This is a genomic window from Micromonospora sp. CNZ285 (assembly GCF_004637285.1).
Window position 1 is genome coordinate 3,227,197 of record NZ_SPQD01000001.1, and the last position, 12,600, is coordinate 3,239,796.

The window sequence follows — 12,600 nt, forward strand, 5'->3', positions numbered from 1 at the left end:
GCCACGCGGGCCGGCCGCCGCACCACCACGATCAGGCGGTACGGATGACGGTGCAGATCACCGGTCCGTCCTCGGTGGTGCGCAGCAGGTAGCGGTAGCGCTCGCCGGGGACCGCGCCGCCCTGGCTGTCCAGGAACTCCCAGCGCACCGCCACCTCGGTGAGCAGCGCCGAGATCTGCTGCACGTCCTCGATCTGCGCGTTCGCCGCGACGAGTTCCCGCTCCTGGTAGTCAGGTGCGGCGCCGACGAAACTGAGTGCCACCGCCGCGGGCGAGGTGAACGAGAAGCTGTAGGTGTCGGCGACCACTAGCCCGGGCAGGGCGTAGCAGCCGGCGATGGCCGGCACGTCGGCGGTGGTCAGCGCCACGCCGTACCGGTCGAAGAAGTCGGTGAGCGTGTCGAGGTCGGTGGAAGCCGTCACGACGCTCCTCATTACCGGCGCGCGCTCGCGGCAAACCTTCCTCAGCGCGGCGGGATCCGCACCTCGATCTCGGCGCCGAGGCGCGCGCCGCCGCTGAGGGCCAGGTCGTCGCCGCTCCAGAACCGCCCCGGGTCGTACCAGTTGGGCCGTCGCCCCTCGGGCAGCAGTCCCATCGCCTCGTAGGTCACCGCGACCACCTCGGCGCAGTACGCCGTCTCCAGCGCCGCCGCGTTCTCTCTGCTGGTGTCGCCGGTCCTGCTGGTGTCGCCGGTCCTGCTGGTGTCGCTGGTATCGCCAGCCCCGCGCCTGTCGCCTGCATCGCCGGCCCTGCCCTGGCGGCCGGTCTCGCCCCTGTCGATGATCCGGCTCAGGATGCCGATCTGGTTCCGGTCGCCGGTCCTGCCCCGAAGGCCACCGAGGCTCAGGCGGCGCGGGTGCGGCAGCCGGCCCCGGGCCCACCGCCAGGCGAGCTGCGCGGTGGACGGGAACGGCGTCCCGTCCAGGCGCGCCACGGTACGCAGCACCGCCTCCTCCATCGCGGTGTCCGCCGGTGGTTCGAGCTGGCGCAACCAGCCCCGCTGGCCGTACCGGTTGCCCCAGACGCAGACCGCGTCGCGCAGGTCGTGCAGCTGCACGCCGCGCTGGTGCGTACCGGTCCACATGTCCGGCAGCGAACGGCCCAGCTCGGCGTGCCACATCAGCGGCGGCATGTCGTCGAGCACCACGGCCATGCCCACGTGGTTCACCGGGCTGTTCGTGGTGAGCTGGATGGCCCGGTCGGGCACGCTGCGTCCGCGGAACACCCACAGATCGCCGGTGCGGGTCAGCTCCACGGCCTCGTCCAGGCTGATGCTCATGGAGGACTACCCTATGCGGATGCGGCAACGGATGCGGTGGTGGAAGGTACTCGGTCTCGCGGGTCTCGCCGGCGTCGCGGCGACCGGCGTGGTGGTGGCGCGCGCCGAACGGCGGCGCCGGGCGTACACCCCGGAGGAGATCCGGGACCGGCTGCGCGAACGGCACGCCAAGGCATCGTCGCCGTCCTGACCGGACAGTCGCGGGCGGCGGATTCTCCTACCATCGCCATGATGGGAACCGTTTTCTGGGAGAGCCCGTTCGTCCTCGATCCCCCACCTGCCGCCGTGGAGCGGCACGGCGACGTCGACCTGCACGTACCCGCCGGCGACGGCCGGCATCCCGCGGTCGTCGTCGTGCACGGCGTACCGGGGCCGCCCGAAGCTCCCGACGCGCGGGACTGGCCGCTCTACCGGGGCTACGGCGCACTGCTCGCCGAGGCGGGCGTGCTGGCCGCGATCCCCCGGCTCACCGTGGCGAGCCCGGACGACCTGTACACGGTCGCCGCCCGGGTGGCCGCCGCCGCCGAACTGCTCCGCGCCGACCCGCGCGTCGACGCCGACCGGCTCGGCCTCTGGTTCTTCTCCGGTGCCGGCCTGCTGCTCGGCGACTGGCTCCGCGACCCGCCCGCCTGGCTGCGCGGCGTGGCCGCGACGTATCCGCTGCTGGCGCCGCTGCCCGGATGGCCGCCGGTGGACCCGCGTTTCCGCCCGATCGACGCCCTCGACCTGCCCGCGGATCAGGACGCCGCCGCTCCGTCGGGCACGACCTCCCCCGACGACGCCGGCGTCAACGCCCCGCGCCCGGAGGCGGCATCTCCCAGCGGGGAGCACGTCACCGCCCCGCAGCCGGACGCGACCTCCGCGAACAACGCCAGCGTTGACCCCACTCGGCCGAGCACGACCTCTCCCGACGGCGCGAACGTCGACGCCGCGCAGGCGGAGGGTGCGGCACGGCCGACGCTCGTGCTGACCCGGGCCGGGCGGGAGCGGCCCGAGGTCGCCCCGACGATCGAGGCGTTCACGGCTGTCGCGCGGCGGCGAGGCATCCCGCTGTGCATGGTGGACGTGCCGAACGGACAGCACGGATTCGACGCGCTGGACCACACCGAGGAGTCCCGCGCCGCCGTCCGCACCGCCCGCGACACCCTGCTCACCCTGCTCACCGCCCCCTGACCACCGGCACGCGCCCGCCCTCGTCGGCAGGCCCTCGTCGGCACGCGCCCCGCCCCGTCGATCATGAAGTTGACGGCGTTTCCTGTCTGCTTTGTCGCCGCCAACTTCATGATCGACGCTCTGGAGTGGTCGGGTCGGTCCGGCTGGCCGGTCCACCGTGACCCCGCCCCGCTCGCCTGCCCGCCCACCCGCATCGGTGATCAAGGAGTTTGTGTCACTGCGAAAGCCGCTGTAGGACACAAACTCCTTGATCAACGATGCGGATGGGGGCGGGCAGCGCAAGGGTGAGGCGGGGCCTGGTGGGGGCGGGCAGCGCAAGGGCGAGTGCCGGGCCGGGCGAGAGCGGGGCCAGGCGAGAGCGGGACCAGGCGAGGGCGGCGGCGCAGGGGCGAGGGCAGGCCGGGGCAGGGGGCAGGGGCGAGGGAAGGCGCTGGGGGCGGGGGTCAGCGGTCGGCGGCGGGGACCGGGGTGGGCTGGCCGGAAGGCTCGGGCACGTGTAGGCGCTTGGCCCGGCGGCGCAGCCACGCGGTGCTGACCACGCCGGCCAGCACGGCCAGCACCAGCCCGGCCCAGGAGATGTCCTTGAGCCAGTGCTCGGCGGCCTGCCCCACGTAGAACAGCAGGTAGGTGGTGCCGAACGCCCACACCAGCCCGCCCGCGGCGTTGGCGACCAGGAACCGGCGGTACGGCACGCGCAGCGCCCCGGCCAGCGGCCCGGCGAGGATGCGCAGCAGCGCGACGAACCGCCCGAAGAACACCGCCCACACGCCGTGCCGGGCGAAGCTCAGCTCGGCGCGGGCCAGGTGTGCCGGGCCGAGGTGTTTCGGGAAGCGCCGGCCGAGGCGTTCCAGCAGTGGACGGCCGCCGCGCCGGCCCACGGCGTACCCGATGGAGTCGCCGAGGATGGCGCCGGTGGCCGCGGCGGCGGCCACCCACTCGGGCCCGACGACGCCGGTGGCGGCGAGCAGGGCGGCGCTGACCAGCACGATCTCGCCGGGCAGCGGGATGCCCATGCTCTCCACGCCGATCACCACGCCCACGAGCAGGCAGATGAGGCCCGGTGGGAGGGCGGCGAGCCAGTGCTGTACGTCGACCACCAGCCGACCCTACCCGCGCCCGGTCACCCCGCGGGGGCCAGGAACTCCAGCCGGTTGCCGTGCGGGTCGTACGTGTGGAACCGCCGCATGCCGGGAATCTCGTCGTCGCCCCAGGTAACCGTGTGCCCGGCGGCGTCCAGGCGGGCGGCCAGCTCGTCCAGGTCGGTGCGCAGCAGCGCGGGGTGTGCCTTGCGGGCGGGGCGGAAGTCGTCCTCGACGCCCAGGTGCAGTTCGGCGTCGTACCCGGTGAACCAGCAACCACCGCGGGCGGCGAGGGCCGGGGGCTTGGGCTTCTCGGTGAGGCCGAGCAGGCCGGTGTAGAAGGAGCGGGACGCGTCCTCGGAGCCGCGCGGGCAGGCGAGCAGGACGTGATGGATCATGGGGGCACCTCCTCGTCCCGCAGCGTGGCACGAGGTTGCGTGAATAGCAAGACGGACGTACGGTTTTGTAGAGACCGACGCAGGTAAGTGTCGCCTAACCACGGCGGCGCACCGGTCGGTGCGACAAACTGCTCAGGACTACTCACGGTCGCTGGTGTGAAGGAGTACGACGTGGCGAGCCTCGACACCTTCGGTGCGAAGACCCAGCTACGCGTCGGAGACGCGAGCTACGAGATTTTCAGGATCGACAAGGTGGAGGGCCACGAGCGGCTGCCCTACAGCTTGAAGATCCTGCTGGAGAACCTGCTGCGGACCGAGGACGGCGCGAACATCACCGCCGACCACATCCAGCAGCTCGGCGCGTGGGACGCCACCGCCGACCCGAGCGTGGAGATCCAGTTCACCCCGGCCCGGGTGCTGATGCAGGACTTCACCGGCGTGCCCTGCGTGGTCGACCTGGCCACCATGCGCGAGGCGGTCCGTGACCTGGGCGGCGACGCCACCAAGGTCAACCCCCTCGCTCCGGCCGAGCTGGTCATCGACCACTCGGTCATCGCCGACCTGTTCGGCCGCGAGGACGCCTTCGAGCGCAACGTCGAGCTGGAGTACGAGCGCAACAAGGAGCGCTACCAGTTCCTGCGCTGGGGCCAGACCGCGTTCAACGAGTTCAAGGTCGTCCCGCCGGGCACCGGCATCGTGCACCAGGTCAACATCGAGTACCTGGCTCGTACGATCATGGAGCGCAACGGCCAGGCGTACCCGGACACGGTCGTCGGCACCGACTCGCACACCACCATGGTCAACGGCCTGGGCGTGCTGGGCTGGGGCGTCGGCGGCATCGAGGCCGAGGCCGCGATGCTCGGCCAGCCGGTCAGCATGCTGATCCCCCGCGTCGTCGGCTTCAAGCTCTCCGGTGAGATGCCGGCCGGCACCACCGCCACCGACCTGGTGCTGACCATCACCGAGATGCTGCGCAAGCACGGCGTGGTGGGCAAGTTCGTCGAGTTCTACGGCCCGGGTGTGAGCGCGGTGCCGCTCGCCAACCGCGCCACCATCGGCAACATGTCGCCGGAGTACGGCTCGACCGTGGCGATCTTCCCGATCGACGCCGAGACCGTCCGCTACCTGGAGCTGACCGGCCGCGACGCGTCTCAGGTGGCGCTGGTCGAGGCGTACGCCAAGGAGCAGGGCCTCTGGCACGACCCGGAGCGCGAGCCGGAGTACTCCGAGCGCCTGGAGCTGGACCTCGGCACCATCGAGCCGTCGCTGGCCGGCCCGAAGCGCCCGCAGGACCGGGTGCCGCTGGGCAGCGCCAAGACGCTGTTCCGCGCCGCGCTCAGCGACTACGTGGCCGCCGACGAGACCGGCGGCGACCCGGGCCGCAAGCCGGGCGTGCCGCAGCAGGAGAAGCCGTTCGGCGCCGACGGCCCGGCCGACGAGGCGTCGGCCGAGTCCTTCCCGGCCAGCGACTCCCCCGCCAACGGCGTGAACGACCCGGCGGACGCGCCGCGCGACCTGGAGACCGCCGCGGTGGGCGCGGGCGGCCGGGCCAGCAATCCGGTACGCGTGACCAGCGCCGACGGCGTCGAGTACGAGCTGGACCACGGCGCCGTGGTGATCGCCGCGATCACCTCCTGCACCAACACCTCGAACCCGCAGGTGATGATCGGCGCCGCGCTGCTGGCCCGCAACGCGGTGGAGAAGGGCCTGGCCCGCAAGCCGTGGGTGAAGACCACCCTGGCGCCGGGCTCGAAGGTCGTCATGGACTACTACGACCGCGCCGGCCTCACGCCGTACCTGGACAAGCTCGGCTTCAACCTGGTCGGCTACGGCTGCACCACCTGCATCGGCAACTCCGGCCCCCTGCCGGAGGAGGTCTCCGCCGCCGTCAACGAGGGCGACCTGGCCGTCGTGTCGGTGCTGTCCGGCAACCGCAACTTCGAGGGCCGGATCAACCCGGACGTCAAGATGAACTACCTGGCGTCCCCGCCGCTGGTGGTCGCGTACGCGCTCGCCGGCACCATGGACATCGACCTGGCAAACGAGCCGATCGGCGAGGACGCCCAGGGCAACCCGGTGTTCCTGCGGGAGATCTGGCCGAACAGCGCCGAGATCCAGGACGTCATCGCCTCCGCGATCGGCGCGACCGGCTTCAGCGCCGCGTACGCCGACGTGTTCGCCGGTGACGAGCGCTGGCAGTCGCTGCCGACCCCGACCGGTGACACGTTCTCCTGGGACGGCGAGTCGACCTACGTGCGCAAGCCCCCGTACTTCGAGGGCATGCAGCAGGAGCCGGCCCCGGTGCAGGACATCGCCGACGCGCGGGTGCTGGCGAAGCTGGGCGACTCGGTGACCACCGACCACATCTCCCCGGCCGGTTCGATCAAGGCGGACTCCCCCGCCGGTAAGTACCTGGCCGAGCACGGCGTGGCCCGGCACGAGTTCAACTCGTACGGCTCCCGCCGGGGCAACCACGAGGTGATGATCCGGGGCACGTTCGCCAACATCCGGCTGCGCAACCAGCTCGTCCCGGGCGTCGAGGGCGGCTTCACCGTCAACCACCTGACCGGCGAGCAGTCCTCGATCTACGACGCCTCAATGGCGTACCAGGAGGCGGGCGTCCCGCTGGTCATCCTGGCCGGCAAGGAGTACGGCTCGGGCTCGTCGCGTGACTGGGCCGCAAAGGGCACCATGCTGCTGGGCGTGAAGGCGGTCATCGCCGAGTCGTACGAGCGGATCCACCGCTCGAACCTGATCGGCATGGGCGTGCTGCCGCTGCAGTTCCCGGGCGGCGAGACCGCCGAGTCGCTGGGCCTGACCGGCACCGAGACGTTCTCGATCAGCGGCGTCACCGCGCTGAACGACGGCGAGACCCCGCGCACGGTGAAGGTCACCACCGACACCGGTGTGGAGTTCGACGCCGTGGTCCGCATCGACACCCCGGGTGAGGCGGACTACTACCGGCACGGCGGCATCCTGCAGTACGTGCTGCGCCGCATGATCGCGAGCTGATTCGCGTACGACTGACACAGGGCCGCTTCCCGCTCCGGCGGGGAGCGGCCCTCGTCGTACCGTCGTCATCGCAGGCGGAGCGCGACGGCGCGTGCCTCGGAGTCGGTGAGCGGCAGGAACCACAGGAAGCGCCGCACGATCGCGATCGGGTCCGGGCCGTCGGGGCGGCCGCGCAGGTCGCGGATGGCCTGCCGGGTGAGCCGGGAGAACTCGGGGATCATCGTGGCGCGGCGGGCCGCGTCGGTGGGCGCGGCCCGCAGGGTCGGGCACGGCCAGGGCTCGCCGCAGCGGTCGCAGCGCCAGGCCGGACCGCACGCGCGGTGGCCGGTCAGCGGCAGCACCACCCGGGGGTACGCCGATGTGGGTGTCGGTTCGGTCATGCCTCCACCGTGCCGAGGGTGCCCGAACAATCACACAGCGTTGTGTAATCTCCTTCGGACGGTTCTTTTGCTCCGGGGAGGAATGGGCATGAACCACGCCTTCGTCACCGCGCTGGCGGGCGCCGGCCACACCGCCGAGAGCCTGGCGGAGCGGCTCGGCCTGCACCCGAAGACGGTGGCCCGGTGGGCGAACCCCGGGCACATCCCGCAGAGCCGGCACCGCGCGACTGTGGCGAACCTGCTGGGCCAGCCGATCGAGGCGCTCTGGCCGGACGCGGTCCGCCGCCGCGAGCCCGTCTGGTTCCGGCCGTGGGTGGACATCGAACGCGAGGCGGTCGCGCTGCGAGCCTTCCAACTGGCGTGGGTGCCGGGCCTGTTGCAGACCGAGGCGTACGCCCGGGCCACGTTCATCGGCCAGCCGCTGACCGCCGACGAAGTCACCGACCTGGTCACCGCCCGGCTGGACCGGCAGGGCATCCTCACCCGGCCGCGCGGGCCGCTGTACGTCGTGGTGCTCGACGAGCAGGTGCTGCGCCGCGCCGCCGCCGGCGACCGGGCGCTGATGGCCGCGCAGGTGGCCCACCTGCTCGCCTGCGCCGAGCTGCCGAACGTGCAGCTCCACGTGGTGCCGGTGGACACGCCGACCTATCCCGGGCTGGACGGGCCGTTCGTCATCGCGGAGCTGCGCGACGGCAACCGGGTGGCGCATGTGGACAGCCAGGCCCGCGCGCAGATCATCGAGCAGCCCTCGGAGATTGCTACCCTGGAGCGTCGGTGGGAACGTATCCGGGGCGAGGCGCTTCCCCGCGCGCGGACCCTGGAACTGCTGAGGGAAGTGGCGGCGGCATGGACCTGAGCGGCGCCCGGTGGCGCAAGAGCACCCGCAGCGGCGGCAACGGCGGCGACTGCGTCGAGGTCGCCGGCAACCTGCCCGGTGTGGTCGGCGTCCGCGACTCAAAGGACCCGGCCGGGCCGGTGCTCACCTTCACCCCGGCCGCGTGGACCCGGTTCGTGACGTCGACCCGCCGCTGAGCGGGCCGAAAGGGCCACCCTTTCGCCCATCCCACGCATTGAGAAATTGCTATTCGATGAATTCCATCGCCCCCGATCGCACATCCGACACTGCAAACAATCGACGTCCATGATTCGTTGACACGCTCCGAATACCGTCGATACGTTGCCGGCATCGCGATGAACAACGGGGGCGCTCCAGTTTCGATCCGGGAATCGAACACTGGGAAGGATTTCATGAAGACGACGATCAAACTTCTGGCCCTGCCGGCCCTGATCCTGCCGGCGATCCTCGCCGGCACTCCGGCGCTGGCCGGCACCGGCACCACCGCAGGCACGGCCGCTCCGGCCGCTGTCACGTCGATCGAGCGCAAGGCGGGGTCGTCCTCGCAGGCCAGGTCCTACTGGACGGCCGAGCGCATGGCGGCGGCCACTCCTGCCGACGAGGTGGAGAAGTCCGCCGGCCCGGTCACCCAGAGTCCCACGGCGGAGCGGGTGCGGCGCTTCGCGGAGGCGGTGGCGCCGAAGGACGGCAGCGGCTTCGGCACCCAGCTCAACGAGTCGATCACGGTGGGGAAGATCTTCTACACCAGTTCGACCGACGGCCTGGGCCACTACTGCTCGGCGAGCGTGGTGAACAGCCCGGCGCGCAACATGGTCTTCACCGCCGCGCACTGCGTGCACGACGGGCCGGGCCGGGACTGGCACACCGCGAACTGGATGTTCGTGCCGTCGTACCGCAACGGCGCGCAGCCGTACGGCACCTGGGACTGGTCCACGCTCGCGGTGCCCAGCGGCTGGATCAGCACCCGTGAGCGGCAGTACGACGTGGCCGTCGCGCTCGTCTACGGCAGCCGGTCGATCGTGGACGCGGTCGGCGCGAACGGGCTGCTCACCGGCGGTGGCCGGGCGTACCACTACGACATCTTCGGCTACCCGAGCAACAAGGACAGCGGCGAGATCCAGTGGGTCTGCTCGGGCACGTCGAGGGACGCGGGCAGCAACCGGATCGAGATGAACTGCGGCTTCGGGGGCGGTTCGAGCGGCGGCCCGTGGTACTACAGCTACGACAACACCACCAGACGTGGTGACGTGCATGGGGTGATGAGTTACTCGAGCGGCTCGAACACGAACGGCTCGCCGTACTTCTCCGCCGCGGTGGTGGGGACGCTCTACAACACGTACGCGAACGACACCTGGTGAACGACGTCCGCCTGGTGTGCCGCCCGGCGCACCAGGCGGACCGGTGCCAGTCGGACCGGCACCCGGCCCCGGAGGAGGCGACATGTCACATCGTGTGCTGCTCGGCGCGGCCGCCGTCGCGGCGCTCGCCGTGGCCGCGGCCGTCGTGGTCGTCGCGGCGCGCGACGGGGGCGCGCGGCGACCGGCGCCGCCCGGCCCGGTGGTCGCGACGCACAATCCGAGCCCCGGCGCCACCGATCCGTCCGCATACTGGACGAGGGAACGAATGCGGGACGCGATCGGCGACTGATTCACCGAATTGCGTCCGCCGGATCTACGTTCGCCGGAATCGAATGCGCAATTCCCATTCCCAGCGGGTCACCGGCCCTGGTGCCAGACCTCTTCCCGGGCCGCTTCCCGCGACTCGTAATGGACGCCGCGGTCGCTCTCAGCCGGCGGCGCTCTCCAGCACGGCCTTGAGCCGGGCCAGGTCCGCCTCGACGAGCGCGGTGTCCCGGTCGAAGTCCACGTCGCTCATGCCGGGCATCCGCCGCAGGCTGAACACCACCTCGGTGGCGTCCCCGTCGGCGATGGCGCGCAGCGGCACGTAGACCGTCTCGCCCGACGGCGTCAGCACCTCGTGGTCGAGCACGCCGTACTCGTTGGCCGGGGCGAACGTCAGCCGCGCCCGCCCTTCGGGTGTGTCCACGTACCAGTGGCCGTCGACGAGCACGACCGAGCCGCCGAGGCCCGGGGCCCAGCGGGGCAGGTTCGCCGGGTTGGCGGCGAAGGAGTAGACCTCCGCGACCGGACGGTCGATGTGGACGCTGAGGTGCCGGGACTCCGAGGCCATGCGCCGATGATGGCACGCTGTCGGACGCCCGCGTTACGCTGCCGCCGATTCCGACCGACACTCCGGGAGACGACCACATGGGCATGGTGTTCACCGCACGCCGGCTGTCCGGCGAGGAGCTGGCGACGGTGCTGGCCGACCCGGACACGGTCGGCACGCTGTTCGACGGCGGTCCGGACGAACTCGACCTCGACAAGGCGTGGCACGGCCTGCACTACCTGCTGAACGGCACCACGTACGAGGTCCGGGGCGACGCCGGCCCGGCGATCATCGGGGGCGACCCGATCGGGCCGGACCTCGGCATGGGCCCGGCCCGGCTGCTCATGCCCGACGCCGTGCGCGCCGTGGCCGCCGGGCTCGACGCGGTGGACGACGCGACACTGCGGGCCCGCTTCGACCCGGCGGCCATGTCGGAGGCCGAGATCTACCCGCACATCTGGGACGACGGCGACGACGAGTTCGACGGCTACCTGCTGCCCTACTTCACCGCGCTGCGCGACTTCTACCGCGACGCGGCGGCGAGCGGCGACGCCGTGCTGCTCGCCGTCACCTGACCCGCCGGAAACGAGCCGCTGGAGACGAGCCGCCGGAAACGGGTACGCGCCGACGGCCGGGCGCCGGTAGCGTGCCGGCGTGGGACTCGACGCGTTCGTGTACTGCCGGTGCTGGCAGGACGGCCTCGCCACCCCGTGCCCGGTCGAACCGGTCGGCATCGACGAGGAGGGCTGTCTCGCGTTGTTGCGGCCGTGGGAGGGCAACGAGGCCGCGCACCGCACGTTCGACGCCTGGCAGGCGGAGGCGTGCCCGCACAAGGCAATGGAGCAGGCGAGCGAGCACGTGTCCAACTGGGCCGGTGTGCGGCTGTTCCAGCAGGCGCTACGCGCCGCCGGCCCGGAGCGCTTCCCGACGCTCGCCACCGCGCTGCCGAACCTCAACGGCGGCTCGCTGCCGGCCGACCAGGCGGCGGTGGCGCTCGCCGAGCTGGACGCGTTCGCGCGCACCGACCGGATCACCGACGAGGTGGAGCTGATCGACGAGGCGACCGGCCGGGTGCTGATGCAGTACGTCGAGAGCTACCACGGGGTGTTCATGTTCGGCCCGGGCTTCCAGGCCGGGGTCGATCCGGACGGCTTCTTCGTCCTCGACCGCGCCGACCCGCCGGTCACGCTGTTCCGGGCCGTCCGGTTCGGCCAGCGGCCGCTGCCCGGCGACCGGGTGGAGTTCACCGCCGGCGGGACGCGGACGGTGGTGGCGATGCGGCCGGTGGGCGAGCACGGCGAGCCGCCGCCCGAACGGCTCGCGGTGCGGACCCGGAGCCGGTCGGGCGGCGACTTCGCCTACATCGTGGAGCCGCTGCGCCGGCTGTGCGCGGCGTCGGTGGCGACCGGCAACCCGGTCATGTGGTGCTGACGAGCGCCGCTCACCACGGGATCGTGCCCGCGTCCTCGAAGTAGCCGCCGGTCGGCCCGTCGTCCGGCAGCGTCGCCAGCCGGATTCCGATCGCCGCGCCCTGCTGCGGCGTCCGCACGCCCCGGAAGCCGTTCAGATCGGTCGCGGTGAACCCCGGGCAGCCGGCGTTCACCAGGATGCCCGTGCCGGCGAGCGCCCGCGCGTACTGGATGGTCACCGCGTTGAGCATGCTCTTCGACGGCGCGTACGCCACCGACAGCGGACCGGTCTGGTCCTCGCCGGTGGAGGCGCTCTGCCGGGTCAGCGAGCCGACGCCGCTGGACATGTTGACGATCCGCGGCGAGGCCGAGCGGCGCAGCAACGGCAGCATCGCCTCGGTCACCCGGACCACCCCGATCACGTTCACCTCGACGGCGGCCCTGATGGTCGCGACGTCCACGTCACCCGGGTGCTGGGGCACGCCACCCGTCACGCCCGCGTTGTTGACGAGCACGTCCAGGCCGCCGGCCTCCGTCTCCAGCAGCCGGGCGGCGGCGGTCACGCTCGCGTCGTCGGTCACGTCCAGCGGTACGCCGAACGCGTCCACACCACCGGCGCGCAGCTTCGCCACCGCCTCCGCGAGCCGCTGCCCGTCCCGGGCGCCGACGCCCACCCGCCAGCCGAGCGCGCCCAGGCCGGCCGCGATCTCGTACCCGATTCCCTTGTTCGCGCCGGTCACCAGCGCGATCGTCCGTTCGCTCATGGTCTCGATCCTGTCCGCGCGGCGGGCGGGCCTCCAACACCACCTCGGTAGCGGGCGATACCCGCCGGGTATCGATCCGGCG

At 72.2% G+C, this 12,600-nt stretch carries 16 protein-coding genes; 9 read left to right on the plus strand and 7 right to left on the minus strand.

Going from position 1 to position 12,600, the window contains the following annotated elements; all coding sequences use genetic code 11:
• Positions 1 to 31 precede the first annotated feature (31 nt).
• Together CLT75_RS14425 and CLT75_RS14430 are read right to left on the minus strand one after the other, a co-directional pair.
• The gene (locus CLT75_RS14425) at positions 32 to 421 is read right to left on the minus strand and encodes a hypothetical protein (protein WP_030274248.1); all 390 of its coding nucleotides are present in this window, start codon (positions 419 to 421) and stop codon (positions 32 to 34) included.
• A gap of 41 nt (positions 422 to 462) precedes the next feature.
• Complete coding sequence (locus tag CLT75_RS14430) at positions 463 to 1,278, minus strand: C40 family peptidase (protein WP_135241131.1); 816 nt, start codon at positions 1,276 to 1,278, stop codon at positions 463 to 465.
• Between CLT75_RS14430 and CLT75_RS14435 the strand changes: the two genes are divergently transcribed.
• The gene (locus tag CLT75_RS14435; RefSeq protein ID WP_135241132.1) at positions 1,277 to 1,468 is read left to right on the plus strand and encodes a hypothetical protein; all 192 of its coding nucleotides are present in this window, start codon (positions 1,277 to 1,279) and stop codon (positions 1,466 to 1,468) included. The two genes, CLT75_RS14430 and CLT75_RS14435, sit on opposite strands and share 2 nt — an antisense overlap.
• Before the next feature lie 41 nt (positions 1,469 to 1,509).
• Complete coding sequence (locus CLT75_RS33285) at positions 1,510 to 2,451, plus strand: hypothetical protein (protein WP_486485180.1); 942 nt, start codon at positions 1,510 to 1,512, stop codon at positions 2,449 to 2,451.
• A 443-nt stretch (positions 2,452 to 2,894) separates the two neighbouring features.
• Here the strand turns inward: CLT75_RS33285 and CLT75_RS14450 are convergent, their stop codons facing one another.
• Both CLT75_RS14450 and CLT75_RS14455 read right to left on the minus strand, forming a co-directional pair.
• Entirely contained in the window at positions 2,895 to 3,548 is a 654-nt protein-coding gene (locus CLT75_RS14450) for a DedA family protein (RefSeq protein ID WP_135241133.1), read from the minus strand.
• Between the two features lie 23 nt (positions 3,549 to 3,571).
• Positions 3,572 to 3,928, minus strand: coding sequence for a VOC family protein (locus CLT75_RS14455; protein ID WP_135241134.1), 357 nt, complete (start codon positions 3,926 to 3,928; stop codon positions 3,572 to 3,574).
• Between the two features lie 156 nt (positions 3,929 to 4,084).
• Here CLT75_RS14455 and CLT75_RS14460 point away from each other — a divergent pair, with 156 nt between their 5' ends.
• Positions 4,085 to 6,940: an aconitate hydratase gene (locus CLT75_RS14460; RefSeq protein ID WP_135241135.1), complete on the plus strand. Its 2,856-nt coding sequence runs from the start codon at positions 4,085 to 4,087 to the stop codon at positions 6,938 to 6,940.
• A gap of 65 nt (positions 6,941 to 7,005) precedes the next feature.
• Here the strand turns inward: CLT75_RS14460 and CLT75_RS14465 are convergent, their stop codons facing one another.
• Complete coding sequence (locus CLT75_RS14465; RefSeq protein ID WP_013287403.1) at positions 7,006 to 7,320, minus strand: hypothetical protein; 315 nt, start codon at positions 7,318 to 7,320, stop codon at positions 7,006 to 7,008.
• Between the two features lie 88 nt (positions 7,321 to 7,408).
• On the opposite strand from CLT75_RS14465, the gene CLT75_RS14470 reads away from it, so the two are divergent.
• The 4 genes from CLT75_RS14470 (at position 7,409) to CLT75_RS14485 (ending at position 9,823) form a co-directional block, all read left to right on the plus strand.
• Complete coding sequence (locus CLT75_RS14470; RefSeq protein WP_135241136.1) at positions 7,409 to 8,176, plus strand: Scr1 family TA system antitoxin-like transcriptional regulator; 768 nt, start codon at positions 7,409 to 7,411, stop codon at positions 8,174 to 8,176.
• On the plus strand, positions 8,167 to 8,352 hold the full coding sequence (locus CLT75_RS14475) for a DUF397 domain-containing protein (RefSeq protein WP_135241137.1): 186 nt from the start codon (positions 8,167 to 8,169) through the stop codon (positions 8,350 to 8,352). The genes CLT75_RS14470 and CLT75_RS14475 overlap by 10 nt, the downstream gene beginning before the upstream one ends.
• 216 nt (positions 8,353 to 8,568) lie before the next feature.
• Positions 8,569 to 9,534: a S1 family serine peptidase gene (locus CLT75_RS14480; protein ID WP_135241138.1), complete on the plus strand. Its 966-nt coding sequence runs from the start codon at positions 8,569 to 8,571 to the stop codon at positions 9,532 to 9,534.
• An 82-nt stretch (positions 9,535 to 9,616) separates the two neighbouring features.
• Positions 9,617 to 9,823, plus strand: coding sequence for a hypothetical protein (locus tag CLT75_RS14485; protein ID WP_135241139.1), 207 nt, complete (start codon positions 9,617 to 9,619; stop codon positions 9,821 to 9,823).
• Positions 9,824 to 9,961: 138 nt separating this feature from the next.
• Here the strand turns inward: CLT75_RS14485 and CLT75_RS14490 are convergent, their stop codons facing one another.
• Positions 9,962 to 10,366, minus strand: coding sequence for an SRPBCC family protein (locus CLT75_RS14490; RefSeq protein WP_135241140.1), 405 nt, complete (start codon positions 10,364 to 10,366; stop codon positions 9,962 to 9,964).
• 77 nt (positions 10,367 to 10,443) lie between these two features.
• Here CLT75_RS14490 and CLT75_RS14495 point away from each other — a divergent pair, with 77 nt between their 5' ends.
• Together CLT75_RS14495 and CLT75_RS14500 are read left to right on the plus strand one after the other, a co-directional pair.
• On the plus strand, positions 10,444 to 10,920 hold the full coding sequence (locus CLT75_RS14495) for a YfbM family protein (RefSeq protein WP_135241141.1): 477 nt from the start codon (positions 10,444 to 10,446) through the stop codon (positions 10,918 to 10,920).
• 79 nt (positions 10,921 to 10,999) lie between these two features.
• Entirely contained in the window at positions 11,000 to 11,776 is a 777-nt protein-coding gene (locus CLT75_RS14500) for a hypothetical protein (RefSeq protein WP_135241142.1), read from the plus strand.
• A 10-nt stretch (positions 11,777 to 11,786) separates the two neighbouring features.
• Here the strand turns inward: CLT75_RS14500 and CLT75_RS14505 are convergent, their stop codons facing one another.
• Positions 11,787 to 12,518: an SDR family oxidoreductase gene (locus CLT75_RS14505; protein ID WP_135241143.1), complete on the minus strand. Its 732-nt coding sequence runs from the start codon at positions 12,516 to 12,518 to the stop codon at positions 11,787 to 11,789.
• Positions 12,519 to 12,600: the final 82 nt, after the last annotated feature.

What these genes read in the sequence shown, in the direction of transcription:
- CLT75_RS14435 (WP_135241132.1), top strand. Translation starts at nt 1,277, where the DNA reads ATGGAGGACTACCCTATGCGGATGCGGCAACGGATGCGGTGGTGGAAG.
- CLT75_RS14430 (WP_135241131.1), bottom strand. Translation starts at nt 1,278, where the DNA reads ATGAGCATCAGCCTGGACGAGGCCGTGGAGCTGACCCGCACCGGCGAT.
- CLT75_RS33285 (WP_486485180.1), top strand. Translation starts at nt 1,510, where the DNA reads ATGGGAACCGTTTTCTGGGAGAGCCCGTTCGTCCTCGATCCCCCACCT.
- CLT75_RS14455 (WP_135241134.1), bottom strand. Translation starts at nt 3,928, where the DNA reads ATGATCCATCACGTCCTGCTCGCCTGCCCGCGCGGCTCCGAGGACGCG.
- CLT75_RS14465 (WP_013287403.1), bottom strand. Translation starts at nt 7,320, where the DNA reads ATGACCGAACCGACACCCACATCGGCGTACCCCCGGGTGGTGCTGCCG.
- CLT75_RS14470 (WP_135241136.1), top strand. Translation starts at nt 7,409, where the DNA reads ATGAACCACGCCTTCGTCACCGCGCTGGCGGGCGCCGGCCACACCGCC.
- CLT75_RS14475 (WP_135241137.1), top strand. Translation starts at nt 8,167, where the DNA reads ATGGACCTGAGCGGCGCCCGGTGGCGCAAGAGCACCCGCAGCGGCGGC.
- CLT75_RS14480 (WP_135241138.1), top strand. Translation starts at nt 8,569, where the DNA reads ATGAAGACGACGATCAAACTTCTGGCCCTGCCGGCCCTGATCCTGCCG.
- CLT75_RS14485 (WP_135241139.1), top strand. Translation starts at nt 9,617, where the DNA reads ATGTCACATCGTGTGCTGCTCGGCGCGGCCGCCGTCGCGGCGCTCGCC.
- CLT75_RS14490 (WP_135241140.1), bottom strand. Translation starts at nt 10,366, where the DNA reads ATGGCCTCGGAGTCCCGGCACCTCAGCGTCCACATCGACCGTCCGGTC.
- CLT75_RS14495 (WP_135241141.1), top strand. Translation starts at nt 10,444, where the DNA reads ATGGGCATGGTGTTCACCGCACGCCGGCTGTCCGGCGAGGAGCTGGCG.
- CLT75_RS14505 (WP_135241143.1), bottom strand. Translation starts at nt 12,518, where the DNA reads ATGAGCGAACGGACGATCGCGCTGGTGACCGGCGCGAACAAGGGAATC.